At 51.5% G+C, this 25,974-nt stretch carries 24 protein-coding genes; 14 read left to right on the top strand and 10 right to left on the bottom strand.

Annotation, left to right across the window (positions count from 1 at the left end; genetic code table 11):
- From FCL47_RS21835 to FCL47_RS21820, 4 genes are all read left to right on the top strand, one after another.
- The coding region (locus FCL47_RS21835; RefSeq protein ID WP_205747403.1) for a hypothetical protein at positions 1 to 313 on the top strand (313 nt) is incomplete at its 5' end.
- A gap of 57 nt (positions 314 to 370) precedes the next feature.
- A complete protein-coding gene (locus tag FCL47_RS21830) occupies positions 371 to 1,309 on the top strand; it encodes a sulfite exporter TauE/SafE family protein (protein ID WP_136815845.1) in 939 nt (312 codons plus the stop codon).
- A 1-nt stretch (position 1,310) separates the two neighbouring features.
- The gene (locus FCL47_RS21825; RefSeq protein WP_136815844.1) at positions 1,311 to 2,090 is read left to right on the top strand and encodes a TIGR02186 family protein; all 780 of its coding nucleotides are present in this window, start codon (positions 1,311 to 1,313) and stop codon (positions 2,088 to 2,090) included.
- Positions 2,091 to 2,164: 74 nt separating this feature from the next.
- The gene (locus FCL47_RS21820; RefSeq protein WP_136815843.1) at positions 2,165 to 2,953 is read left to right on the top strand and encodes an AAA family ATPase; all 789 of its coding nucleotides are present in this window, start codon (positions 2,165 to 2,167) and stop codon (positions 2,951 to 2,953) included.
- Positions 2,954 to 3,040: 87 nt separating this feature from the next.
- On the opposite strand, the gene FCL47_RS21815 is transcribed toward FCL47_RS21820, so the two are convergent.
- The gene (locus tag FCL47_RS21815) at positions 3,041 to 3,658 is read right to left on the bottom strand and encodes a cell wall hydrolase (protein WP_136815842.1); all 618 of its coding nucleotides are present in this window, start codon (positions 3,656 to 3,658) and stop codon (positions 3,041 to 3,043) included.
- A gap of 149 nt (positions 3,659 to 3,807) precedes the next feature.
- The gene (locus tag FCL47_RS21810) at positions 3,808 to 4,461 is read right to left on the bottom strand and encodes an HAD family hydrolase (RefSeq protein WP_136815841.1); all 654 of its coding nucleotides are present in this window, start codon (positions 4,459 to 4,461) and stop codon (positions 3,808 to 3,810) included.
- Between the two features lie 602 nt (positions 4,462 to 5,063).
- Between FCL47_RS21810 and lysS the strand changes: the two genes are divergently transcribed.
- The 4 genes from lysS (at position 5,064) to FCL47_RS21790 (ending at position 9,557) form a co-directional block, all read left to right on the top strand.
- Positions 5,064 to 6,566, top strand: a complete 1,503-nt coding sequence (gene lysS, locus FCL47_RS21805; protein ID WP_136815840.1) for a lysine--tRNA ligase — start codon at positions 5,064 to 5,066, stop codon at positions 6,564 to 6,566.
- Positions 6,567 to 6,600: 34 nt separating this feature from the next.
- Positions 6,601 to 7,827 carry a lipoprotein-releasing ABC transporter permease subunit gene (locus FCL47_RS21800; protein WP_136815839.1) on the top strand — a complete coding sequence of 409 codons (1,227 nt, stop codon included), beginning with the start codon at positions 6,601 to 6,603 and terminating at the stop codon, positions 7,825 to 7,827.
- Positions 7,824 to 8,504 (top strand): ABC transporter ATP-binding protein, encoded by a 681-nt coding sequence (locus tag FCL47_RS21795; RefSeq protein WP_370459588.1) that lies wholly within the window; start codon positions 7,824 to 7,826, stop codon positions 8,502 to 8,504. Before FCL47_RS21800 ends, FCL47_RS21795 begins: the two co-directional genes overlap by 4 nt.
- 144 nt (positions 8,505 to 8,648) lie before the next feature.
- A complete protein-coding gene (locus FCL47_RS21790; protein WP_136815837.1) occupies positions 8,649 to 9,557 on the top strand; it encodes an ADP-ribosylglycohydrolase family protein in 909 nt (302 codons plus the stop codon).
- Between the two features lie 386 nt (positions 9,558 to 9,943).
- Here the strand turns inward: FCL47_RS21790 and FCL47_RS21785 are convergent, their stop codons facing one another.
- Positions 9,944 to 11,038 (bottom strand): NADH:flavin oxidoreductase, encoded by a 1,095-nt coding sequence (locus FCL47_RS21785; protein WP_136815836.1) that lies wholly within the window; start codon positions 11,036 to 11,038, stop codon positions 9,944 to 9,946.
- Positions 11,039 to 11,299: 261 nt separating this feature from the next.
- Between FCL47_RS21785 and FCL47_RS21780 the strand changes: the two genes are divergently transcribed.
- On the top strand, positions 11,300 to 11,761 hold the full coding sequence (locus tag FCL47_RS21780) for a MaoC family dehydratase (protein WP_136815835.1): 462 nt from the start codon (positions 11,300 to 11,302) through the stop codon (positions 11,759 to 11,761).
- Between the two features lie 35 nt (positions 11,762 to 11,796).
- On the opposite strand, the gene FCL47_RS21775 is transcribed toward FCL47_RS21780, so the two are convergent.
- From FCL47_RS21775 to FCL47_RS21755, 5 genes are all read right to left on the bottom strand, one after another.
- Positions 11,797 to 12,960: an MFS transporter gene (locus FCL47_RS21775; protein WP_136815834.1), complete on the bottom strand. Its 1,164-nt coding sequence runs from the start codon at positions 12,958 to 12,960 to the stop codon at positions 11,797 to 11,799.
- A 112-nt stretch (positions 12,961 to 13,072) separates the two neighbouring features.
- On the bottom strand, positions 13,073 to 14,224 hold the full coding sequence (locus FCL47_RS21770; RefSeq protein ID WP_136815833.1) for an HD domain-containing phosphohydrolase: 1,152 nt from the start codon (positions 14,222 to 14,224) through the stop codon (positions 13,073 to 13,075).
- 308 nt (positions 14,225 to 14,532) lie between these two features.
- Complete coding sequence (locus tag FCL47_RS21765) at positions 14,533 to 15,663, bottom strand: 6-phosphofructokinase (protein WP_136815832.1); 1,131 nt, start codon at positions 15,661 to 15,663, stop codon at positions 14,533 to 14,535.
- 99 nt (positions 15,664 to 15,762) lie between these two features.
- The gene (locus tag FCL47_RS21760) at positions 15,763 to 16,947 is read right to left on the bottom strand and encodes an SO_0444 family Cu/Zn efflux transporter (protein WP_153306390.1); all 1,185 of its coding nucleotides are present in this window, start codon (positions 16,945 to 16,947) and stop codon (positions 15,763 to 15,765) included.
- Between the two features lie 9 nt (positions 16,948 to 16,956).
- Positions 16,957 to 17,331, bottom strand: coding sequence for a helix-turn-helix transcriptional regulator (locus tag FCL47_RS21755; protein ID WP_136815831.1), 375 nt, complete (start codon positions 17,329 to 17,331; stop codon positions 16,957 to 16,959).
- Positions 17,332 to 17,478: 147 nt separating this feature from the next.
- Between FCL47_RS21755 and rsmI the strand changes: the two genes are divergently transcribed.
- Both rsmI and FCL47_RS21745 read left to right on the top strand, forming a co-directional pair.
- Entirely contained in the window at positions 17,479 to 18,336 is an 858-nt protein-coding gene (rsmI, locus tag FCL47_RS21750) for a 16S rRNA (cytidine(1402)-2'-O)-methyltransferase (protein WP_136815830.1), read from the top strand.
- Between the two features lie 3 nt (positions 18,337 to 18,339).
- Positions 18,340 to 20,004: a hypothetical protein gene (locus tag FCL47_RS21745; protein WP_136815829.1), complete on the top strand. Its 1,665-nt coding sequence runs from the start codon at positions 18,340 to 18,342 to the stop codon at positions 20,002 to 20,004.
- 38 nt (positions 20,005 to 20,042) lie between these two features.
- Here the strand turns inward: FCL47_RS21745 and fliW are convergent, their stop codons facing one another.
- Complete coding sequence (gene fliW, locus FCL47_RS21740; RefSeq protein ID WP_136815828.1) at positions 20,043 to 20,480, bottom strand: flagellar assembly protein FliW; 438 nt, start codon at positions 20,478 to 20,480, stop codon at positions 20,043 to 20,045.
- A gap of 107 nt (positions 20,481 to 20,587) precedes the next feature.
- Here fliW and trpB point away from each other — a divergent pair, with 107 nt between their 5' ends.
- Genes trpB through FCL47_RS21725 form a run of 3 tightly spaced genes read left to right on the top strand, consistent with a single transcriptional unit; the run spans position 20,588 to position 24,401 of the window.
- A complete protein-coding gene (gene trpB / locus FCL47_RS21735; RefSeq protein WP_136815827.1) occupies positions 20,588 to 21,817 on the top strand; it encodes a tryptophan synthase subunit beta in 1,230 nt (409 codons plus the stop codon).
- 23 nt (positions 21,818 to 21,840) lie between these two features.
- Positions 21,841 to 22,605, top strand: coding sequence for a tryptophan synthase subunit alpha (gene trpA, locus FCL47_RS21730; RefSeq protein ID WP_136815826.1), 765 nt, complete (start codon positions 21,841 to 21,843; stop codon positions 22,603 to 22,605).
- Between the two features lie 17 nt (positions 22,606 to 22,622).
- The gene (locus FCL47_RS21725) at positions 22,623 to 24,401 is read left to right on the top strand and encodes a M3 family oligoendopeptidase (RefSeq protein ID WP_136815825.1); all 1,779 of its coding nucleotides are present in this window, start codon (positions 22,623 to 22,625) and stop codon (positions 24,399 to 24,401) included.
- On the opposite strand, the gene FCL47_RS21720 is transcribed toward FCL47_RS21725, so the two are convergent.
- Positions 24,402 to 25,811, bottom strand: coding sequence for a sigma-54 dependent transcriptional regulator (locus FCL47_RS21720; RefSeq protein ID WP_136815824.1), 1,410 nt, complete (start codon positions 25,809 to 25,811; stop codon positions 24,402 to 24,404).
- Between the last annotated feature and the right edge of the window lie 163 nt (positions 25,812 to 25,974).

The raw sequence follows: 25,974 nt of genomic DNA, 5'->3' as shown, positions 1-25,974 counted from the left end.
AATAGCTCAAAGAGTAATTATGGCACTACAATTGAATCCTAACACAACTGAATTTGAAATTATTGAATATTTTTTGCGCAAGGGAGCAAAAAAAGATGGGTTTTGCACTGATCTTGTTAAACATGGGCTAAGAAACCCATCAATCTATAAGATTACAATTTCGCAGCGCCAACCTTTCCAAAGTCTCTTCTGTACCATGCGTTATTTTCTTTTCCTTTGTACTTTTGATGCATTATTGTGTGAAAATAAAATTATCCTTTTGATGACCCCGAAAGCCTGCCCGAATATACAATTCTACAGACAACACCAATGAGTTCTCTACGACTGGGGAAAGGCTGCAATACCATCATTATCATGAAAAGGGGGCGCTATGGATGCGTATTGGAGTTTTTACCTGCCCGTTGCTGGACACAGTCTTAACATTTTCATGCTTCTCGGCTTTGGCGGGGCGGTAGGCTTTCTTTCAGGCCTTACCGGCGTCGGAGGCGGTTTCCTCATGACTCCCATCTTAATCATGGCCGGTATTCCCCCCACCATAGCGGCTGCCTCCGATTCCAACCAGATTGTCGCTGCCACTACCTCGGGTTCCTATACGCACTACCGGCTGGGCAACGTCGATGTGAAAATGGGCTCTATCCTCCTGATCGGCGGTGTTTTGGGTGGTACAGTAGGTGTGCAGATCATAAAGTTTCTGCGCAGTTTTGGCGAGGCGGATTTTTTCATTAAAGCGACCTACGTGGTAATGCTGTCGCTGGTCGGCACTTACATGCTGATAGAGTCCGTTCGATCCCGTAAAAATGCAAGAGAGGGAGCAGATAATACTGCCGCGGACCGGCCTCCCACAAGATTCCGCCAGCTCATGTCCGCCCTGCCTTGGCAGGTCCACTTTGCCAAATCGAACGTAACCCTGTCACCTGTCCTTCCCTTATGCGTCGGTGGTTTCGTTGGTATGCTGGCGGCCATCATGGGACTGGGCGGGGGCTTTATAATGGTTCCATTGATGTGCTATGTGCTGGAAATGCCAATGCATGTGGTGGTCGGTACCAATCTTTTTCAGGAAGTTTTCGTCTGTGCCGGGGTCACTGTCATGCAGTCGGCTTCCAACCACACCGTCGACATAATACTGGCTATCCTGCTGCTTCTCGGCTCGAGTATCGGGGCGCAGTTGGGGGCTCGCGCCAGCCACCGGCTCAAGCCGGACAACCTTAAAACCCTGCTGGCCTGTATCGTGCTGGCGGTTATGGTGAAAATCCTCCTCGGCCTGATCTTGACCCCCCATTATATGCTCGACTTCAAGGGGGGTGAATAAAATGTCCCGCGATAGTATATCTTACCATTTTGTCTTATTGGTTCTGATTACTCCATACATTCTGGCGATGACTTCGCCTGCTGCAACCGATGACAGTGCTGTGACTGTGCAACCGCAGGTCATTACGATTTCTTCCTTTTTCTCTGGGGCGCAGATGAATATCACCAGCGAGCTGCCGCCGGGTTGCCAGGCCGTACTGTCTGTGTCTGGCAAAAAGATCGAGGAAGAAATGATGCGCAAGTCACGCCACTGGGACCTGTGGATGAACACCGGGGAAATTGATATTTACAACGCGCCCATACTCTACCTCGCCTTCAGCACCGATCCTGTGCTGCTGACCGTCGGCAATTACCCCTGGGGATATAACGCCCTCGAAAAACAGGCTCAGTTCGTCGGTCGACTCAAGCCGATTGAGGACGCCACTATCTTTAAAGAGTTTATTCAGCTCAAGGAGCGCGATAAGCTGTACCAGCTCTTTCCCGGCGAGCTCAAAATCAAACAATTAAGTCCCAGTCGATGGCAGACACAGGCCGACTTTCATTTACCTTCCAGGATAAAGCCCGGCAGCTATCAGGTTGCTTTGTGGGTTCTCAAGGATGGTGTGGTGCTGGAGCGGCGCACTGCCTCGTTCGAGGTAAAAATGGAAGGGGTGCCGGCTATCATCAATGCCATGGCTAAAAAACACGGGGTATCCTATGGTTTTTTGGCAGTGGGGCTGGCCATGGCGGTTGGCATGCTGACGGGTATGCTCTTCCATCGTAAATGTTCCGGGCGGGATTAGTACCTGGCAAAGATGTCCTAAGAATAAACGTTTATCAGACGGCATCGTCCTACGGCGCCGAAAAGGCGATTATCATGGCTATTATAACTATTTCCCGCGGATCCTACAGTAAAGGCAAAGAAGTAGCAGAGCGGGTCGCCCAAACATTGGGCTACGAGTGTATTTCTCGAGAAGTCCTCCTGGAGGCCTCAGAACACTTCAACATCCCGGAGATAAAACTCAGGCGGGCCCTGCATGACGCCCCCTCCATTCTTGAGAGATTTACCTACGGCAAGGAGCGTTATCTTGCCTACATTACCGCCGCCTTTCTCGAGCACGTGCATCGAGACAATATCGTCTACCATGGCCTGGCAGGACAGTTTTTTCTCAAGGGGATATCTCACGTGCTCAAGATTCGCGTCCTGGCGGATATGGAAGATCGGGCAGCACTGGAGATGAAGCGTGACAAGGTGAGTCGAGACGAAGCCTTGCGCAGACTACGAAGAGATGATCATGAGCGGCGACAGTGGAGCCAGCAGCTCTTCGGGGCTGATACCTGGGATGCAAGTCTCTACGATGCTGTGCTGCATGTGCACAGGCTCACTGTCGACAATGTGGTCAACTTCATTTGTCAAACCGTGCAACAGCAACAATTCAAAGCGACTCATGCCTCGCAGCAGGTCCTGAATGACCTCCTGTTGGCTGCTCAGGTTAAAGCCAGGCTGGTGGACGATTGCCCCAGAATCAGTATTCGTGCCGAAAATCAAGTGGTCACTATCGAAGCGCAGTTCAACCAGAACGTCGAGCCGGAGCTTGCCGAAAAAATCAAAGTCATGGCTTTACAGACACCCGGGGTCAAGGAGGTGCAGGTGCACCCTGTATGAGCTCGATAAGTAGAGGATGAACTTTTTTAGACATGCTGAAGATTATATCGTTTAAAAATCCCCTTCAAAGCGATCTGCAGGCAATTTTTACTCGATATCTTTTTGCGGTCTGTAGAAGACATGATCGCCAACTTCAGCTGTTTTGACATACTCCGTAGCCCAATTTGGCACAGTGCTCCGGTGACTGAAAAATAATGCCCCTCGGGATCGGTCCGGAAGCTGCCTATTAAGCGCTTTGCGGGCTATTTCCTTGGCAATGGCATAGGATTTCGCCTCCTGCGCATCGTCCGACTGGCCATCGCACCACCAGGAAAACTGGCAGGCCCCCTGTTCTTGTCCCTGCATGACAACTTCGCAGATCGTGTTAGGAAAACCTTCGATACCCAGCCGGTTCATTACAACGTTGGCGATTGCTTCCATGCCGGCGATTTCTTCGCCCCTGGCTTCCCAGTAAATGGTGCGGGCCAGGCAGGTGATTGCATCATCCAATGTTTTTTCGCCCCTCGGATCGACGGCCTGCGCCTCGGGTTTGGTGATTCTCTCGCCAGGGGAAGGCACCGCCTTGCTCCCTTCGGGAGCGGCGTTCTGCTCAAGTACCTCAGCCTTGTCCTTGGCAACCTGCGCCTTTTGGGCCCGATTTGCCGCACTGACCTGCCCTGCAAGAAAAATCGTTATTAGAGAGATCACAACCAGTATCAATCTCATGATTCACCTCCTGGATAATTAATATGTTAGAAGTGGTAGCCGTTGCTTATCCCGCAGGATTCTCACGATTCAGCCGCCTTAAGATTGAGCCGGCTTAACGGTAGAGGCAACGAAGCAGAGCCAATGCAATACATTTTTTATGAGACAGTTCACCAGATAAAATGGTCGGCAAGTACTCCGTTTAAGCCCCGACAATCAGGGAGCACAGTCGTTTTTTCCGGGAAAGCTATTTCGCCCTGAATACCGACAAAGTGCAGTCCTGTTTCTCTGGCCGCATTATAATCCGTCAAGGCGTCACCTATAAAAACACAGTTCTCCGCCGTGAGCTTAAAACTGGCAAGAAGGTTGCGGATATGCTCGGGTTTACTCTTTGGTGAACCAAGAATTCTCTGAAAATAGCCGGCCATATTCCGCCTTGTGATTATATATTTCAGCTCCTCCTCAGGTGTGCCGGAGATAACAAATACTGGCAGACAACCCAGGGTGCTGTCAAGAAACTCTTTAGCGCCATCAATCCAGGGCACATCGATAACCTGGTTAACGACCAGGTCGGAATAGGCGGTCGCCCAGCACATGAGTTCCGCATCAGTCAATGGCTGCTTGATAATATGCTGATGCGCATACTCTATTTTTTTTACCCTGCTGATACCGCCGTGTCGTTTATGATAGGCGACTATCTCCGCTACTGTTTCTTCGCCATAACCTGCAAACAGAGTCCGGAAAGCATCGGTCTTGGGAGAATTTGAATCGACTAACACGCCGTCAAAATCAAAAAAAAGTGCCTGGAGAGGAGGGACCTTCATGTCTTTTCCATATGCTTTTGTATAATCTTCAATCTGATTGCCCCTAATGTTCAGCTACTGAACCAGGGTGTGGACTGTTCGTTTAACGGGGCGCAGTAAACCCATCCCTGGGGGCTTCGCTGCAGCCGTCCACACCCTTCCCTTCCGACAGGCTGAGCTTGAGGGGTTATCACAAAATATTCAATGCAGCCTGGGACGTCCACAAGATAACGTCATTCACGGCACAATACGAGAACAAACCCGAAGACGACTGTCTGTGTAGAGCACATCCCTTTGCCGGTGACATACCAATCAGCCCGGATCGGATATCCCCACCTCGCCTGCCAACCCAGTCCCGGGGAAAATATTTGACAAAGCGACCATTTCCCGGTAATTCTGTCTGGTGACTTAGAAATAATTTTCTTGTATTTTTTACAAGATAATTATTTTGTGAAGAAATGTATCCCCTTCAAAGGGGGTACTGAACAGAGTACCCGCAAGGGGCATTGAAAAGACTCCCGCAAAGTTTTTTGGGCGGGGTCAGTTGTTTTAATTGACGAACAAGCGGCAGATCTCTGCCGCTTTTTTTTGTAGCTTTCCCCCTTCTTTAATGAGCATTTATCATGAGTGAAGAAAACCAAACCCTCGCCCAGCGTAGAGAAAAAGCAGAATCCCTGGCAGAACTGGGTGTCAAATTATACAGTAATAATTTCAAACCGGCCAATGCAGTCCAGGAGCTCCTGCCAAAAGCAGACAGCCTCGAACCACAGGAAGCAGAGCCGGGCGGTGCCATATATTCGGTCGCCGGACGAATCATCGCCATGCGTAAATTCGGCAAGGCGGCTTTCTGCACGCTTACCGATAAAACCGGCCAGATCCAGTTGTACATCAAGAAAGATATTCTTGGCGATGAGGTCTTCGAAACCTTCAAAAAATGGGATATTGGCGATATCATCGGGGTCGAAGGCACCCTTTTTAAAACGAAGGTTGGTGAACTGTCGGTACAGGCCAGACAGATAACCATGATTTCCAAATCCCTTCGTCCCCTGCCGGATAAATGGCATGGTCTTTCTGACGTCGAGACCCGCTACCGCCAGCGTTATGTCGATCTGATCGTCAATCCCGACTCCCGGGAAATATTCAGAAAACGGGTGGAAATCATCCGGCTGGTCCGCAATTACCTGAACGGCCTTAATTTCATGGAAGTTGAAACGCCGATGATGCAGCCCATTCCCGGCGGGGCCACGGCCAAACCGTTTCAAACCTATCATAATGCCCTGAACATGGATCTCTATCTCCGGATTGCCCCGGAATTATATCTTAAGCGGCTGCTGGTCGGTGGTTTTGAGCGGGTGTTCGAAATTAACCGGAATTTTCGCAATGAAGGGTTATCCACCCGTCATAACCCTGAATTCACCATGCTTGAGTTCTACCAAGCCTACGCCACCTATGAAGATTTAATAACGCTGACCGAAGAGATGATCTCCTCCATCTGCCAGCAGGTGAACGGCACGATGAAAATCACGTATCAGGGTACTGAAGTCGATCTCAGCCCGCCATGGAAGACACTGACCATGGACCAGGCCCTGATGGAGGTCGCTGGAATCGATGCAGAGACCCTGGCCGACAGCGCCAAAATTGTCGCTCTTGCCGGGGAAAAAGGCATTAAACTCGAAGAACAGGCCGGCGCCGGCAAGGCCAAAACCGAACTGTTCGAGCTGCTGGTCGAAGAAAAGCTGATCAATCCGACCTTTATCACCTCTTATCCAACCGAAGTCTCGCCGTTGGCCAGAAGAAACGAACTGGATCCGACAGTTACCGATCGGTTTGAACTCTTTATCACCGGTCGGGAACTGGCCAACGGGTTCAGTGAATTAAACGATCCGGTCGATCAACTCGGGCGGTTTGAAAAACAGATCGCCGATCGCGGCGATGATGATGAAATATATCCCGAGCTTGATGCCGATTATATCCGCGCCCTCGAGTACGGCATGCCTTCTGCCGCCGGTGAGGGCATTGGTATCGACCGACTGGTGATGCTCTTGACCGACGCACCGTCCATCCGTGATGTCATCCTGTTTCCGCACCTCAAACCCGAGACGAAGAAGCAGGAAAAAGAGGAGTAACCTCTAACACCGTCTACCCCGAGTCATAATATATATGTTTGAATGGTTTGTCGGCCTGAGATATCTCCGGGCGAAACATAAGCATGGTTTTATCTCGCTCATCTCGTTTATCTCTGTTGCAGGGATCACGGTAGGCGTCATAGCCCTCATTGTCGTTCTGGCCGTCTACTCCGGCTTTACCGATGGCCTGCGCGATCAGATCCTGGGGGTCAATTCGCATATCATTGTCCAGCACCTCAATGGGCCAATCAATGATTACAAACTGGCCAGGGAACGGATCCTGACCGTCAAAGAGGTCACCGGCGCCACGCCCTACCTCTACGCCCAGACCCTCTTGAGCGGCGCCGCCGGAGGCAATGGTGTTGTTCTCAGGGGCATGGATCCGGCCACTGCTGAAAACGTCGTCGGTCTTGCCAGACAGATGATCAAGGGGTCAATCAAAGATCTGGACCAGGCCGGGGATGTGCGGGTTCCAAATATTATCCTCGGTAAAAATCTGGCCGCCGACCTCCGCGTTGGAGTGGATGACCGGGTGCGGCTCATTTCGCCGTCCGGCCCTCTCACTCCCATGGGTATCATCCCCAAGGTGAAGACCTGCCGGGTAGCGGGAATTTTTGAGACCGGCATGCTGGAGTATGATTCGACGCTTGCCTATATGTCACTTACCAACGTCCAGAATTTTCTGGGCCTGGGCGACGTAGCCCATGGCATCGAAGTCTCGGTCAAGAAAAGTGCCCTCGGCGATGCCGATAAGATCGCCAGGCAGATTGCCGATAAGCTCGGCTCCGGATTTATCGCCAAAGACTGGATGACGATGAACAGCAACCTGTTCGCCGCCTTCAAACTGGAAAAAATAGGTATGTTCATTGCTATGGCTCTGATTATCCTGGTGGCGGCACTGAACATTATCAGCGCCCTGGTTATGGTGGTCATGGAAAAAAGCAAGGATATAGCCATCCTTAAATCCATGGGCGCAACTTCCGGCTCGATCATGAAGATCTTTTTCCTGCAGGGGCTGGTCATTGCCATTGCCGGGACAACCATCGGGGTTGCCGGCGGGCTCGGCCTGTGCGAACTGTTGTCGCGTTATCATTTTATCGAGCTGCCGTCCAACGTCTACCCTATGACTACCCTGCCGATCAAGGTGCTGCCGCTGGATGTGACGATAATTGCCGTCAGCTCCATCGTCATCACCCTGCTGGCGACTCTTTATCCGTCGTGGAAGGCCTCTACCGTCCATCCGGCCGAGGTACTCTCCTGATGGCTCTGTTTCGTGCAGCACATATCACCAAAATCTACGGCAGCGGTGAAACCGCGCTGACCGTATTACGAGATGTCAGTCTCTCGGTCGAGCCGGGGGAAATGACTGCTATCATCGGCGCCTCGGGTTCGGGAAAGACGACTCTGCTGCAGATTCTTGGCACGCTTGACCAGCCTTCCGGCGGAGAACTTTTCTATCGGGAGAAACCGCTCTTGAAAAAAAGTGCCAAAGAGCTGGCCGCATTTCGTAATGCATCGGTTGGCTTCATCTTCCAGTTTCACCACCTGCTCCCCGACTTTACCACCCTGGAAAACGTGATGATGCCGGCACTGATTCATGGCCGAAACAAGAAGGATGTCATCGAACCGGCCCGACAGCTCCTGCAGCGCGTCGAACTTGGTCATCGGCTGCATCACAAGGTCGGCAACCTCTCCGGCGGCGAACAACAGAGAGCAGCGCTGGCCAGGGCTCTCGTCATGAACCCGACCCTGTTACTGGCCGACGAACCAACCGGCAACCTCGACGCCAGGGCAGGTGAGCTTGTCTTTGAACTGCTCCACGACCTCTGTCGTGACCGCCGGCTTTCGACCATAATGGTCACCCACAATATCAACCTCGCCGACCGGATGGATCACTGTCTTACCCTGCAGGACGGCGTCCTGATCCGCACCGTTTAATCTCGCTCTCTTCTGGTTTGTTGCCCTTCGCTTTTGACAGATCGGCACTTCATTTATACCTTTGTTATGGAAAGACAAAGAACGGAAGTGCTCATTTTGTAACCGAACATCGACTGCTGCAAATACCAGAAGGGGGGTTACGTTATGCAAAAACATGCTCAAGCCATGGTCCTGGCTGCTTTTACGGCTGATTCTTTCGCCCTGGGGAGCCACTGGATATATGATACCCAAAAAATCGATCAGCAATTCGGCAGGATTACAACGCTTCTCGCTCCCCAGGAAGGGAGCTATCACCCAACTAAAAAATCAGGCGATTTCACCCATTACGGAGATCAGAGTTATCATCTGCTTGCATATCTTGCGACCCACGGTGGCAATTTCGACAGAGATGCATACGGCCTGGCCTGGCAGTCTTTTATCACTAAATATCAAGGATATAAAGACCATGCCATGCAAAAGACGCTGCAGAACCTCACCGACGGCAAGGAACGTACCAGCTGCGGTTCCGATTCTACCGATCTTGGCGGCCCTGCGCAAATCGCACCACTTATCTACTGTTATAGAGAAAATTTAGCCGGCCTGCTTGATGCCGTCACCGCCTTTACATCCCTTACGCATTGTGGCCCAGGGGTTATCGGCGGCGCCCTTTTCCTGGCCAGGAGCTGTTACTCGATTTTGCACGGAGCCACCCCGAAAGAGGCCTTCAGCCAGGCAATCAACCAATCGACAGAGAGCATGGAACTGGATCTGCGCCTGCAGAAATGTCTTGAGCCGGCAGATACCGCTCCCCGTCAGCAAATCAAAGCTTTTGGCCAGATGTGCGCAATTAAAGCGGCTCTTCCCGGAGCGGTATATACAGTTTTACAGCATGAAGACAACCTGGTAGAGGCTTTGATCGAGACAGTCATGGCCGGAGGCGACTCTGCGGCCCGCGGCATGGTTGTCGGCATGATTCTCGGTGCTTACCATGGCCTGGATAAAATTCCTTCCCGCTGGCTTCTAAAACTCAACAGATATGAGCAGATACGAGCAGCCTTGGATACCTTGGCCTGACAGGTGTAACCGGGAAGTTCCTGCAGTGCTTGTCATGCACTGCACCAGTTACCAGAATGGATTATCACATTACATTTTCGAAATACAAGTTCTAATTACGTAACGGAAAAGCCGGTGGATTGTGCGCGATGGAAACAAGCCTCCTCAACCTCCTGAAATAAGGGAAAAACATAAATAATTGAGGCAAAGTCTCCCTGGCACGAAGCTTGCTTTATATAGGATGTTCCCAAGAGAACTCAAAGAAGCCCCCCCAATCGGGTAGAATTTACGTAATTTGTATTTTCTGCCCGATTTTTTTTGGTCTTCGGTGCATTGAGAGTCACTGCAGCACAGGCTAACACCCACGGATCAGAGGGGTCATCCGCTTATTGTTTTCCAGCCGGAAGTTATCTTTTTTCAGCCGCACAATGTAACGCCTCTTCAGTAAAGAGGGTTGCAAAACACTTGTTGCAGGAGATGCATGAGGCCTTTGTCCTGTCCCCATGCTCCCACCTTTGAATCAGATGCGGCTCCCTGACAAGAGGCCGAGAAAGCGCCACATAATCGGCAAGACCTGTCGTCACGACACCCTCAGCACTGGCAAAAGAGAGGAACCCACCGACCAGAATAAGCGGTATGGTGATTTCCTTTTTAAAGGCGCGGGCCGCCTCTCTATAATAAACCTCTTTTGCCTCTGCAGTGGAAGTCCCTATTCTCGACGGGATAAAAGGACCGGAGGCAAAGGTGCCGCCACTCATTTCAATGGCATCCAGGCCAAGTTTTTCAAGCATACGGGCAACCTCGATCATCTCTTCGACCGTAAACCCTTCCTCCAGAAAATCCTCGGAGTTGATTTTGGCCATAACCGGACACGATGGCCCCACTTTTCGCCTAATTTCCCGGTAGACTTCAACAAGAAATCTGGCGCGGTTTTCCAGCTTGCCGCCATAGTTGTCCGATCGCTTATTGCTGCAGGGAGCGAGGAACTGACTCAGCAAATATCCGTGGGCTGCGTGGATCTGGACCGCATCAAAGCCACATTTAACCGCCCTTTCAGCCGCATCACCAAAAGCGCTGATAGTTCTTTTTATATCGCTTTCGGTCATGGCCGAGACTTTTTTAACACCGTCTTCAAAGATGTTACAAGGTCCAAGCGGGCCATATTCCCCCGTGCCTATGCTCCGCAACCCGGCGTGGGCAAGCTGTACGGCGACAACGCCGCCATTTTCATGCACAGTTGCAGTCAGCTTTTTCAAGCCATCAATCATGGTATCGGCATAGATACCCATCTGCCGACCACCCGCCTGTCCTTCTCTTGTAACATTACTGTGGCCGGTCATGATCAGCCCTACACCTCCGCTGGCAAGTTCCGCCATGGTTGCCAGAAGCTGGTCTGTTACGGTACCGTCCTTTGCAGCCATTGCTTCGTAGGTAGCCGATCGTACAAAACGGTTTTTCATCTGCATACCGTTTATCGCTGTGGGTTCAAATAAAACCGGCATAGTGTTCCTCTCTCATGAATTATTGATGCTGACATTTTTTTTCACAACGGATCATTATGAAAGCCCAGTCGATAATGCGCTACCTCGACAGAGTATTGTCCTGCTTATTGACATCTGCAGGTACGACCATATACTAGCCAAATCCATATGGATGTCAACAACTGCAGTATATCCATGAAACTCCGTGTGCTCCAAGCCGGCACAACGGATTTTCCTGTTTTCTTTTCAGACTTGAACGTTTTACAGATGGGAGATTTTACAATGCAGGTGTTCTATTTAGAAGATCTTCATGCGGGTCAGATTTTCCAATCCGGAACGCTGACGGTCGAGGCCGACCAGATCAAGAAATTTGCCGCCGAGTTCGATCCACAGCCATTTCACCTGAGCGAGGAGGCCGCACGATGCACCTTTTTCCGAGGGCTTGCCGCAAGTGGCTGGCACACCGCGGCACTGACCATGCGGCTTCTGGTCGAAGGTCCATTCAAACCGGCTGGGGGCATCATCGGTGCAGGATTTGAAGAGCTGCGTTGGCCCAGGCCGGTTCGGCCCGGAGACAAATTACGGGTCGAGTTCGAAATTCTTGCAGTACGCCCATCAAAATCTCGACCACAGCAGGGAATGGTTAAGGCGCGCACGACAACACTGAACCAGAACGGAGATATCGTCCAGGTCTCGGTCGGCAACCTGGTCGTACCGCGGAGAACGATTCCCCCCGACACATAAGCTGGCGCGGCCAGAACTGAGCATCGAGAAACTTCTTATGGGATTCGTAAGGTCAGCAGGTATTGAATAGCGAACCATCCTGCCAGGGTCAGGCCGGCCGAACACACACCAAGCACGCCCATAACCAGCACAGTGTTCTGCCAGCCAAGAGAGATAAACCACATCGAGCAGGAACCCGTTACAAAAAAAACAAACACCATTAAGGATGACGCAGCACCGACGTCCTCATCCACCTGCTCCAGAATAAGATTGTTGCCCGGCGGTCTGCCAAAGGCGAAAAAGAACGTGAGAAACCACATCGGTACTGCCAGGGTGAAAGCATGTGACGTATCGGCAAACAGCAGTAGAAAAGATGCGAGCAGCACCCCCAGGTAACTGACAGGAAGCAGCAGGGTAAGAGGCAGATGACGGGCAGTTCTGGAGAACACCAAGGGGGCGAGCATAAAAGCCGAGGCATTACCCGCAAAGAAAAAACCATACTCCCGGGCGGAATAGCCAAAGAGATTGATATAGATATCGGACGAGACCGCAATAAACGCAAAAAAGGGAGTGCCAAGTATAGCAAGAGCCACGGTCAGCAGAAAAAACTGTTTGTTACCAAGCAGCCGCACATAACTCTTGAACACCCGCCGCAGATTATCCGTACTCGGTTTCTCCAGGGTTTCATGCATGCACCAGACCCCGGTTGCGGCAATCGTGCCCATCATCGCCTGCAGCACAAAAACCCAGTGCCAGGACAACGAAACGATAATCCAGCCGCCGATAATGGGCGCCAGCATTGGCGCTGCCGCAACAATCACGCCAAGCTGGAGGAAAACGCGCTGCCGGAGGCTCCCTTCAAACAGGTCCTTGCAGATGGCAAAGGAAATGGCGGAGGCACTTGCCGCACCAGCGCCCTGGAGGATTCGCCCGACTATCAGCAGGAAGACATTATCCGCGAGCGCGCAAAGCAGGCTGGCGAAGATATATAATCCAATACCGGCGAGCAATGGCGGGCGCCTGCCGTAACGATCGGACAGAGGTCCATAAAACAGGAGAAAGCCGCAATAGGTTACGAAAAATCCAATCAGCGTCAGATTGACAACAGCCAGCGGTTGCTGCCAGGATTGCACCAGAAGCGGAATAGCTGCCAGATACATGTCCGTCGAAAGTGGCGGGAATGCGGCAAGAAGCGCAAGTAAGGCAATCTTTTTTTTCATAGAGAAGCATCACGGAATCGTAAAATTTGCACCATTACGATTGCAGCATCTTGCAGGATTTCCCGAAGATTCAAAAAGAGAGGTTACATAGGATAAAACTTGAGGAGTAGAATCAGTCCGTCCATTCCTTTTTAATAGCAAGAATATCTTGTATATTGGAGAAGAAAATGTCAATGATCTCCGGATCAAAATGACTCCCTCTCCCTTCCAGCAGAATAGCCTGGCACACTTCTTCAGCTAGAGCTTTTTTATAGGGCCGCTCACTTCCGAGAGCATCATAGACATCGACTACCGCAACAATTCGGGCGATAAGAGGAATCTCGGTCGCCTTCAGGCCGCAGGGATAGCCGTCACCGTCCCAGCGCTCGTGGTGACAAAGGGCGATAACCATCGCCATTTCCAGCAAAGAGAGGGCACCTATGTCGTCAGCCATACGGATTATATCAGTAAATTCGAAACGTTCATACACTTTTGCCGAAGAATAATGCCGCAGGATATCGCAGCCTATTTCGCAGTGATTCTGCATTATAGCCCGTTCTTCCGCCGTCAGTTTTCCCGGCTTAAGGAGAATGGTGTCGGATATGCCGATTTTACCAATATCGTGCAGAGGTGCCGCTTCGGCAAAAGTGTTGGCCAGAGAATCGTTCAGGCCGGCGGCTCTGGCCAGAAGAGCACAAATCTTTCCCACCCGAATAACGTGCCTTCCTGTTTCGTTATCCCGGTACTCTGCTGATTTGCCGAGGCTGTACAGCAGCTGACGCTTGGTCTCTTCCAGTTCTCTGGTACGCTGCTCGACCTTTTTTTCAAGATTCTGTTGATAATCCCGATTTTGCCTGATGAGTTCTGCCGCCTCAAGGGCTTTTTCAATGGTATTATTGACCAGGGAAAAGTTCTCGATCGGTTTAGTAATAAAGTCGCGGGCGCCTATTCGCAATGCCTCAACCGCCTGATTTACACCTCCGATCCCGGAGACAACGATTATTGGCAAATCCGGCCATCTCTGTGCGGCTTTTTCAATGAAGTCATGGCCGTTCATGATAGGCATGTCAAGATCAACGGTTACCAGATCCGCTGGCCATTGCTCCAGAAGAAACAATCCGTCGAGACCGTTCTCGGCAGTTTTCGTTTCATAACCGTTGATCTGCAGGTAGTTGGCGAGCAAGCCTCGAATGTCAGGTTGATCTTCGATCACCAGAATACGATGCTGTACTCTCTCACGAAACGTGTTATCAGATACAGTGGGATAGTCTCTGCCGTTAAACACGGTCGTTCTCCTCTATACGAATAATAACGGGCGGGTACAGTTCACTTGTTGTTCGTCTTCTCTGAGTATACTTAAGAATAAATAAATTACAAAAAAGATTGTCATCGTATATGAATTTGGACGAACCTGTTGTTTCGAGCCGGCCCCCGCCACCCCAGCTGATCGATTTGCACGGGGATCTACTCAGCACATTTAAGCCTGCCATCAACTGACAACCGGTGTAGGGGTGAAAAAACAGGCATTCAGTTCAGAAGATACCTGTCGAAAGATACACCGGTGCTTCGCCTGGGTGCATCGGCTTTATAAAATCAATCGCCCAGGCAGGTGCCGACATTTCGCGCGGCACGAATCCATGGATGATCAAGAGGGACCAGTTTTTTTCTCCCGACGACTTCTTTCAAAGGAACAGTCCTGGTGCCTTCACCATGCACCGCAACCATCACCCCGTATTCGCCTTGTTCAATGCAATCCACACAGGCACTGCCCAGACGGGTGGCCAGCATGCGGTCTGCAGCAGACGGTGTTCCCCCCCGCTGGGTGTGACCAAGAATGGTCAGCCTTGACTCCAGTCCTGTCATGGCTTCCAGTTCCTGATTCAGCCTAAAGGTGTGATTTCCCCGCTGTCGCAAAAATTCCTGGAGAGCCGCAGCCACTTTCTTGAGCGCCTTGCCGTCACCCTTCTCCTTGGCTTTTGCCTTCATGTCATTTAGGTCAGTGAGCTTGGCATGATCCTCGACGCTCAGGGCGCCTTCGGCGACGGCGACAATACTGAAGTTGGTACCGCGCTGCTGGCGTTTGCGGATGGCATTGGCTGCGGACTGCAGGTCATAGGGAATTTCCGGAATAAGAATCACATCGGCTCCTCCGGCCACTCCTGCTCCCAGCGCCAGCCAGCCGGCATTATGGCCCATAATTTCGACGACGATGATACGATGATGACTGTGGGCAGTAGAATGCAGCCGGTCGATTGCTTCGGTGGCAATCTCCATTGCGGTATGAAAGCCAAAGGTCGTATCAGTCATGGCTACGTCATTGTCGATGGTCTTGGGCAAAGTCAGAATATTGAGCCCTTTCTGGGCCAGTCGATAGGCATTTTTCTGGGTTCCGCCGCCGCCGATACAGATAAGGGCATCGAGGCTGTGCCGCCGGTAATTATCGCAGATAACCTCGGTCATATCCATAACTTCACTGCCGACGGGCATCTTGTGCGGTTTATCACGGCTGGTGCCAAGAATTGTTCCTCCCCTCGTCAGGATAGAGGAAAGCGTCTCCCGGTCGAGCCGCATGGTCCGATTTTCCATGAGACCGCGAAAACCATCACGAAAACCGAGTATATGCATTTTGCCTGTGGCCAGCGCCGATTTACCGATGCCCCGGATGGCCGCATTCAGCCCCGGACTGTCCCCACCTGCCGTTAAGATTCCGATATGCTTGCTCATCTTCCTCCTTCAGTGATGTGATACGTTATCGTTTGTACGGTTTTTGTAACTGCAGCAAACTGTATTTTTCAATCCATATACGCTACCGTAGCGTAGCTGTTATTTACAACAACTGCAATGATCGGCTGCCTCTTTGCCGGGGTGTTTCGCCTTGTTTTGGCCAGATGACGGAACCGGCGGAAACGGACTGATAAAAGTCGTCTGGTCCGGTTTCGCGACAAATTTCTGCCGAATTGCCCCAACCAGCGGTTTAATTGAAATTGCCAGCAAAATGACGACCGCAACCAGTTTGACCTGTGCCGGAATCAATTCCGAGGCATTGCCGATAATTGCCCGAGGGGAAACACCGAGCCATTGATACAGGATATCGATTCCCAGGCCGAAAAGCACCGCGCACGAGGAAAGTATAGTTAAATACAGCGCGGTGCTTTTTTTGCCGAGAATACCGGTCAAAACAGAAAGAGAGGTAACATTGGTCGCCGGCCCAACCAGTAGAAAAACCAGGGCTGCGCCGGGACTGACCCCCTTCAAAATCAGCGCTGCGGCAATAGGCGTCGAGGCTGTGGCACAGATATACAATGGTATCCCCACTACCAGCATAACCAGCATGGAGCTGAGGCCGCCGCCCAAAAGAGTCGCCATCAGGTCCTCAGGCACCATGGCCGTAATTGCCGCCGCAAGCAAAACGCCGATAAAAAACCAGACGACAATATCGCCCCAGACCTCTTGATAGCCAAACCGCACTCCGGCAACTGCTTTTTCGACCAAGGTATGATGTTTCTTATGGACTTCGTCCGGGCAGTCAATCCCATCACAGCAATTATCCACCGGGCAACTTTTATCCACCGCTATTTCCTCGTTGTTTTTCTGCCAGAAGAAAAGATTTTCGGCAAAGCCCGCCATCATCGCCGTGACAAACGCCGCCACCGGACGGATAATGGTCATAATCGGATCCAGGAGGGCATAGGTTATAGCCATCGAGTCTATCCCTGATTCAGGGGTGGAAATAAGAAACGCGGTAGTCGCCCCCTTGTTGGCCCCCTGCTTTCTGAGCGATGCTGCCGCCGGCAGCACACCACACGATCAGAGCGGCAGCGGTACGCCTAGTAAAGCTGCCTTAACAACGGAGCTGTATCGGCCACGCCCCAGGTGCCTGAGCACAGTATTCGGATTGAGAATTACCCGCAGTAGACCGGCGATGGTGATTCCCATCAAAATATAAAATGATGAATCGAGCAGGATATGCCAGATTTCCTGCAGGAGTTTTATTAATATTGGTAACATGAAACACCTCTATTTCCCATTGAGAGAATCCTGCTCATCTTCCAGCAGCGAGCGGGCAAACCTGATTAATCCCAGCAGACGTCGATCAGCCGGTCGATAGTAAAGGACTGTACCTTCACGCCTGTTGACAACCAGTCCCATGGTGCGCAGCAGGCGCAGCTGATGACTGACTGCCGACTCAGACACATCGAGCAATGCAGCCAGGTCGCAGACACACATTTCCTGCTGCAGCAAGGCATGAACAATCCGCAATCGACCCGGCTCAGAAAATACCTTGAAAAGCTGACAGAGCTGCTCTACCTGGGCGGGATCAAGGTCATGCGCCCGTGCCAGATCCACTTTATCCTGATGAACAATCCGCCCGATGCATTGGTCGCTTCCCATTACCCCTCCTTTTCTAGTATATCTGATCATATATTCATATACATCGGCCAGGATCGAGTCAAGAAAAGCAGATGCAATTTTTTTCTCAATTGAGCATACTGTTGACCAAATATTTTCACTTCCATTTCTTTTACCACGAGCAAACACATGCCCTCTGCTGTATCAACCAAAACAGGAACCCTCTATATCGTTCCTACCCCGATAGGCAACCTGGAAGATATCACCCTGCGGTGCCTGCGCACCCTCAAAGAAGTGGATCTTATTGCTGCAGAAGACACCCGGCATACCAAAAGACTGCTCAATCATTTCAACATCGAGACTCCGCTGATAAGTTATTACCGGGAAAAAGAAGTGGAACGCAGCGAAGAAATCCTGCAGCGACTCCAGGAAGGGCTCAATATTGCTCTGGTCAGCGACGCCGGCACTCCCGGTATTTCCGACCCGGGCGCAGTGGTGGTTCAACTCCTCCAGGAAAACTGCGTGACAGTGGTACCGCTCCCGGGACCATCAGCTCTCACCACCGCTCTGTCCGCCTCGGGAATGACCTCTTCCGGTTTTTTGTTTCTCGGTTTTCTTCCATCCAAAAAAGGGCAGCGACGCAAACAGCTCACCTCTCTTGCGGCCAGTGAATATCCAATTGTCATTTATGAGTCGCCCCATCGGATTGACGCACTTCTCGCTGACGCGTTGGCGATATTTGGCGAGCGCCAATGTTTCTGGGCAAGAGAGCTGACCAAAAACTTTGAGGATCTGCAGCATGGCACGATAAGCAGTCTGCTGGCAAAAAGTCAGGAGGGCAGGAACCGGGGTGAATTTGTCGTCATTATCTGGCCTGGAGTACAGGAAGAAGTGCAGGGCCAGACGGTGGAAGAGCTGCTCCTCTGGTACCGGGATAACTCGGAACTCTCGCTCAAGGATGTCAGCCGCCGCCTGGCGGATGATCTTGGCCTGTCACGGTCGCAGATTTATCAACAGGCTCTTGGCCTGTGGCAAGAGAAGGACTGAATCATGAAACGATTACCAACATGCGTAACCCCCCACGGCACATTTCAGTATGCCATCCATAAGCCTGCCTACCGGGTCACCAACCTCAGACAGTCCGCCAGCATAGAACCTCTTGGGCGAACGGAGGAAAACGATCCGGTTGATAACGAGAGGAATTTTCCTGAGGGAAACGTTGCAGTGGATGCTGCCGACTGGATTTTTGAGATTCCCAATCCTTTCCCCTTCAAGGGCAGGACCTATATTGACAAGGAATGGGCCGATGCCAGTGCCAGAAAACCGGAGCGCATCAGGCTGCCGCAACCGGAGGCCGTTTCTCTCAGCAGGATACTTACGCGGAACAACATCAGCACATCACTCCTGGCCGACCTGCCCGACCCGCTTCTCCTGGCTTTGGCAACCTGTTCGACAGATCCGCAAGATCTGCAGCAGCTGGCCGAACTGAGCTGTGGCATAATTAAAGATGGGGAACAGCCGATCGGTCTGAAGTACAGAAAAAAGAAATCAGGTGCAATTAAACCGATCATCCATAACCATGCCCTCTTTGAAGCCGTCGCCAATAATCCACACCTGCCGGATAGCTATAAAGTAGTCATGGTAATCCGCCCCGGCGCCCAGGGTGGCAGCGAAATTGTCGGTGAATGGCCAAAGGATAAGCACAGCCATGTATTTGAATATCTGCGTCGTAATTCCTATATTCCCGGCGGTCACTATGCCGCCAATATGGCGGACGATGCCATCCGCTATTCCATCGACGCCCTCAGTTCGCACGATATTAAAGGCTTGAGATATCTTTACTATCAACGCAGCTATATCCGGCTGGCGGAAGAACTCGGCGCTCATCTGCCGGCAACATTCACGGCCCATCCGCAAAGGGTTTTGACGGAAGAAGAACTGGAGGCACTTAGATTAGCGGTCGTCGCCGAGGCAAAACGCTCGGGAGATGCTCCGGCAACATTATGGGGCTGGAATTTTGGTTTCGATTTCGCGCCCTCCAAGTATCGACTCCACGCCTCGCATCAGCAGATTCACCAGCAGTATGCCATGGTGCCGGACCAGGTTGACTGCTATCATTACGGGACCGCACAATCAGTCGGCCAGATATCCGCCTACAGCTGCGGCGATCTTGTCGCTGCGGCAATAGAGCAATACCGACAGGACTATACCAGTGATTTTTTTACGGACTATCGACGAGCGATAGCGGCCAATCGTCGGATGGACGGTCGTGAAGACCTGGAGGCAAGCCTGATCGTCTGGTACGATGAGAGGGTCATGCTCTTTGTTCCGAAAGCGCAGACCTCACAGTGGGAGTTGCAGCTCATGACCCTGCCCGCAGCAGACGGCAGTCTGGCAGGGAATATTTTTGAATGCAGCAGCCGCGTGCGCCGCTCCCTCGATACGGGTATCCTGATGGCCCAGAAGGCACTCGCCGGGATTGGCGCAAAGATGGTTACCTCCATTGAATATTCAAAAAGGTTAAATGAAAAAAGTGGGCCTTCACAGCCTCTTCTTTATGCCTTTCTTCCCCGTTTACCGGAATCTCCCGGGGCTTTCAGTGAAGCCCAGCTCCGTTTTATCAACGGACACTATCCGGAAGATTTTGCGGCGACCTGCCGAAAACAACTTCTTCAAGCAAGGGCACTCCCTCCGGGCGAACCACGAAGCAAGTGAAGTTTTCTCTGCCCTTTCGGTCATTTTTTACGGCACCATCAATTCTCCTGAACTATAGTTGCCTGTACCCGGGAGCGAAAGATGACCTTCTGCAGGGCGAGCTGGGTTCGTGGATTTATTATTATCGGGCCGATAATATTTGCATTGATTATCGGCATCGCTTTAGCGCCAGCCTCTTTTTTGCTGAGTACCATGAATATGCCCAGCTCTTCCGCCTTTTCCGCCTGCAGGAGATCGCGTTCTTCGTCGGTCAGTTCCAACTCGTAACTGAGCCCGTATTGACCGGGATCGACCAGAGTAAACGTGACACTTGGGTCATCGCAGGATTCCAGCCAAAAGGCGCTGATATCATTTTCTTCCTTGTGATAAACGATATAAGTAGTGTATTTTTCAAACCCTGGAATGCCGCGGGGGAAGGTCAATACTTTGTCTGATTCGATTATCGGGTTGTTTACAACTTCGCCATCTCTGGTCATACTGTTCTCCTTTACCTGAAAGGTATGTGTGATATTTTTATCAGCTTATCAGAAACCTTCATCGACATTCAAGTAAACCCCGCATTAAATATTATATGGAGACGATAATGAACAAAGACGGTTTTTTTGGCAAATGGGGTGGCGCGTTTATCCCGGAAATCCTCCATGAGACATTTGAACAGCTGAAAAGCAGTTTTAAAGAAGCCAAAGAGGATCCGGATTTCTGGCAGCAATACCTCGACATTATGTCCACCTACTCCTGCAGGCCTACCCCCCTGACCTTTGCCGAAAACCTCACCCGCCACTTTGGCGGAGCAAAGATTTATATCAAACGTGAAGACCTCAACCACACCGGAGCCCACAAAGCCAATAACGTTATGGGCCAGGGTCTGCTGGTCAAACGAATGGGCAAAAAAAGGGTGATCGCCGAGACCGGCGCCGGCCAGCATGGCGTGGCGACGGCGACCATGGCGGCCAAATTCGGTCTGGAGTGTACAATATATATGGGCGAGGTCGATATGCTGCGGCAGCGCCCCAATGTCTTCTGGATGGAGAAAATGGGGGCTACCGTCGTCCCGGTAAAAGACGGTTCGAAAACTCTGAAGGATGCGATCAACGAGGCTTTCCGCGATTGGGTCACCAACGTCGATTCCACCCACTACGTCCTCGGTACTGCCTGCGGTCCCGCCCCTTTCCCCGAGATGGTCTCCTGGTTTCAATCAATTATCGGCACCGAGGCGCAGCAGCAGATTCTGGCGCAGCACGGCAAACCACCGGCACGGGTCTACGCCTGTGTGGGTGGAGGATCCAACGCCATGGGGATTTTCCAGGGTTTTCTTGACAACAATGCCGTGGAACTTGTTGGCGTTGAGGCCGGGGGCAAAGGCATTGCAACAGGGCATCACGCAGCAAGGCTCTGCGGTGTCGATGCCAGCCCGGGGGTGGCCCAGGGCTATAAAACCATGTTCCTGCAAAACGACGACGGACAGATGCTCGAAACCCATTCAGTGGCAGCAGGGCTCGACTATGTCGGCGTCAGTCCGATTCTCGCCGACCTGGCTGAGAAAAAGCGGGTACGGTTTGCCTCTGCCACCGACGATGAGGTTATGCAGGCACTCGATCTAACCATGCGCATGGAGGGTATTATCCCGGCCCTCGAATCTGCCCACGGTTTTGTCCAGGCCTTTAAGGAAGCCCCTCTTCTTGGCCCGGATGATGCCATTATCATTAATCAATCCGGCCGGGGCGACAAGGATATCTTTACCATCGCCCACGCCTTTAACGATCCTTCATGGAAGGAGTTTATTATCGCCCGCGGCAAAGAATACGATAAATAACATTTTGAGATGGTGAAAATATAATGCTACTGGAAAAAATCTTACGCAACCGACTGGAACAGAAGAAAATTCTGCTGATGACCCACATCGTCCTCGGCTATCCGTCCTTTGCCACCAACCGCCAGGTTATCGCCCAGATGGTTGATAACGGGGTCGACTGCATTGAGATGCAGATACCTTTTTCCGAACCCATGGCCGACGGTCCTGTCATCCTGAAAGCCAATCAGGACAGTCTGGCCCTTGGCACTACTGTCGCCGACTGCATGGCTTTCGGCGCGGAAATGTCCCGACTGCATGATATTCCCTTCCTGTTCATGACCTACTACAATATCATCTTCAAATACGGTGAAGAACGGTTTTTCAGGGATTGCCTCAGTGCGGGCGTCAAAGGGCTTATCATTCCCGATCTGCCGCCGGAAATGGGTGAAGCTTTTTTTCAGCTGGCCACGCAGTTCCAGGTTGCGCCGATCCTCATCTTTGCCCCAACCTCAACAGATGAACGGATGGCAAAACTCAACAACTCGGCTGCCGGTTTCATTTATTGCGCCGCCCGTCGCGGGGTGACCGGGAAAAAATCCGAATTCGACGACGATTTCAATGCCTATCTTGCCAGATGCAGAGCAGCTACGTCCCTGCCGATTGCCGTTGGCTTCGGCATCCGGAACCACAATGATGTCGCGGCCATTACCGGCAAGGCCGACATGGCGGTTATCGGCTCGGAGACGATTCGCCTGGTAGAAGAACAAGGGGCAGAGGCGGTTGGCCCGTTTATCAAAGGCTTACGCTGAAAAAAATGGAGGCAGCCATGTCAGAGACAGCGAAACTGAATACCACCTTGGGCACTACCGACATCCTGTGGAATTTGACAGATTTATATTCCGGCATAGAGGATCCATATATAGAATCCGATATTGCCTGGTGCGAAACAGAGGCCGGCGCAATCAACAAAAGTCATTACGGCAAAGTTGCTGAACTGAATGCAGAACAATTGCTCACGCTCGTCAGGAGACTGGAAAACCTCGATTGTACCTTGACCAAGCTTGGCACCTTCTCCTTTCTCAATTTCACCACCCAGATGGCCAACGCCAAGGCAGGTGCACTTGATCAGCGGATCCATGAATTATACAGCAAGTGCGGGACAGAAATCGTCTTTTTTGAGCTGGAATGGAACCAGGTGGGCGATAAACAGGCAATGACCCTGCTGGCCAGCCCCCAACTCACTCAGTATCGCCACTATCTCGAAGCCCAGAGACGATATCGCCCCCACCAGCTCAGCGAACTGGAGGAAAAGTTACTCCTGGAAAAAGAGGCGGTGGGCCGGAATGCCTGGACCACGCTTTTCAGCAAAATTCTCAGTGATCTCAAGTTCGGTCCAAAGGACAGATCGGAAGAAGAGGTGCTTACCGACCTCTACGATTCAGAGCGCAGTATTCGGCAGACCGCCGCAGCCGAAATGACCGAAGGACTCAGAAAAAACAACCATATCCTCACCCATATCTTTAACACTCTGGCCGCAGACAAAATGATTACCGACCGGCTTCGTAAGCATACCAGCTGGGTCAGTTCCATGAATCTGCACAATGAACTGCAGGACACTACGGTTGAAACCCTGATAGAAACAGTCACCTCGCGCTACGATCTGGTCAATCGCTATTACCACGTCAAACGGCAGCTGCTGGGTCTCGACCGCTTAGAAGACTACGATCGATACGCCCCTCTTCCGTCCTTGCCGACGCAAAAAATCGGCTGGGTGGCATGCCGGGAGACGGTCCTTTCCTCATTTAGTGCATTTTCTCCCAAGATGGGCGAAATTGCCGAAATGTTTTTTTCCCGCAAGTGGATTCACGCCCCGGTGGCTACCGGCAAGCGCGGCGGAGCTTTCGCCCATCCCTGCATCCCCGAGGTGCACCCCTACGTGCTGGTGAACTACACCGGCAATCTGCGGGACGTCTCCACGGTCGCCCATGAGCTTGGCCATGGGGTGCACCAGGTTCTTGCGGCAGGCCAGGGACATTTCAACAGCGACACCCCTTTGCCGCTGGCTGAAACGGCCTCGGTCTTTGCCGAGCTGCTCGTCTTCAACAGTCAACTGGAACTTCTGGAAAACGATCAGCAACGGCGGGCGTTCATCTGTCAGAAACTGGAATCAATTTTCGCGACGGTCTTCAGACAGACAGCGATGAACCGTTTTGAGCAGCTGATGCACGAAGGAAGGCGGCAAAAAGGGGAACTCAGCAGTGAACAATTAAGTGAATACTGGATGTCGACCCAGCGGGCGATGTTCGGCGATTCGGTGCACATGGGTGACGACTATTCGATCTGGTGGTCCTACATTCCCCATTTTTTATCGACGCCCGGCTACGTGTATTCGTATGCCTTTGGCGAGCTGCTGGTTTTAGCCCTGTATGGGATCTACCAGCAGGAAGGAGAACCTTTTGTGCAGAAATATCTCCAGCTTCTTTCGGCCGGCGGCTCACAATCCCCCTACGTTCTGCTGCACCCCTTCGCTATAGACCTGAACAGTCCCGCCTTCTGGCAGACCGGGCTTACGGTGATTGAGGAGATGCTGACCAGGGTCGAGTAATCATTCTTCGACCCTTTTATTGCGCCGCCAGTGCGGGTGAGTAATGCCCAGTTTATTGATCTTGTAGTTCAGGGCTCTTGGGCTGATCCCAAGTTTGCCGGCGGCATTCTTCTGTACCCACAAACACTCTTCGAGAATGCGCAGAATAAGTTCTTTTTCCTGCTCCGCCAGGGATTCGTTCACCTCTAATCTGGCAATCGAATGGTCATGGTCGCCGTCCCCTGATTGTTTTTCTGTCGAATACTTTTGTATTTTTCCGGGAAGCGCCAGGTTAGCTGAATGAATAATCGTGTCATCTTCAAGGATCACGGCCCTTTCAATAGTGTTCGCCAATTGCCTGATATTGCCCGGCCAGTCGTAATCAATCATCAATTGCTTGGCGTTCTCACTAAAATCCCTGATCTCACAATTGCTTGAATTACAATTTTTTTTCAGGAGAAGATCGGCCAGAGGAAGAATACATTTTTTTCTTTCCCGCAGCGAGGGAAGCGAAACCGGCAGGACATTAATCCGGTAGTAGAGGTCCTCGCGAAACAGGCCCTTTGCGACCTGTTGCACCAGATCCTTGTTGGTTGCGGCGATGATACGGACATCACTGTGAATAGTCTTATTGCCGCCAACCCTTTCAAAAGATTTTTCTTCAAGCACCCTGAGCAGCTTGGTCTGCAGCCGCATGTTCATCTCGCCTATTTCATCGAGAAAAATGGTGCCGCCGCTGGCCTGCTCAAACCTGCCGATCCGTTGTTTATCGGCGCCGGTAAAGGAGCCCTTTTCATGGCCAAACAGTTCGGATTCGAGCAAATCTTCGGGAATGTTGGCACAATTTATTTTAACAAAAGGTTTTTTCTGCCTCGGGGAGTTGAAGTGTACGGTTCCGGATAAAAACGACTTCCCCGTGCCCGTATCCCCGGTGATCAAAATCGTCGAATCCGTTTTAGCAAACCTGGCCAGACTTTTCAGGATCTGCTTCATCTTGGGGCTGTAAGCGATGACGTCCTTAAAGTCATACACCACGTCCTGCTTGCGCCGGTGATAGGCAATCTCAAATTTCTGGTCACGAATTTCAAGGGCTTTATCCACCGCAATATTTACGCGGGTCGGTGTCGGATGAACAAGGAAATCACTCGCACCGGTATTCATCGCCTGGACGATCAGTTCCGCTTTTTCGTCCTGACTGGTCATGATGATCGGCAGATACGGATTCCTGGTGTGGATCTGGTGAAGCTGGGCCATCGACTTTCCTTCAAGCGAATCGGTATCAAGGAAGATCAGGTCAAACTGATTGGCTTCTATTTCTGCTTGAAATTCGGCTTCATTGGCGATACAAGTCACTTCACACCTGTCCTGCAGGGCAGATATCAAACTGGCCTTTGTCGTCTCAACGGAATCGGATATCAAAACTTTATACATATAGGATTACAAGAAGGTAAAAGAAGTTTCAAAAATGTAACCGCCTGTTATACTTATATGGTCAAAAAATAAAAAAAGCAAATAAAAGGACTCTCCTGACCCCGTCGCCCTTAAAAAAACTGTATGAATATATTTTTCCCGAGTTCCCCGGCAACAGCAGCCA

The sequence above is a fragment of the Desulfopila sp. IMCC35006 genome (assembly GCF_005116645.1).
In the GTDB taxonomy this organism is placed as follows: domain Bacteria; phylum Desulfobacterota; class Desulfobulbia; order Desulfobulbales; family Desulfocapsaceae; genus Desulforhopalus_A.
This window is presented reverse-complemented; position numbering and strand designations above follow the sequence as displayed.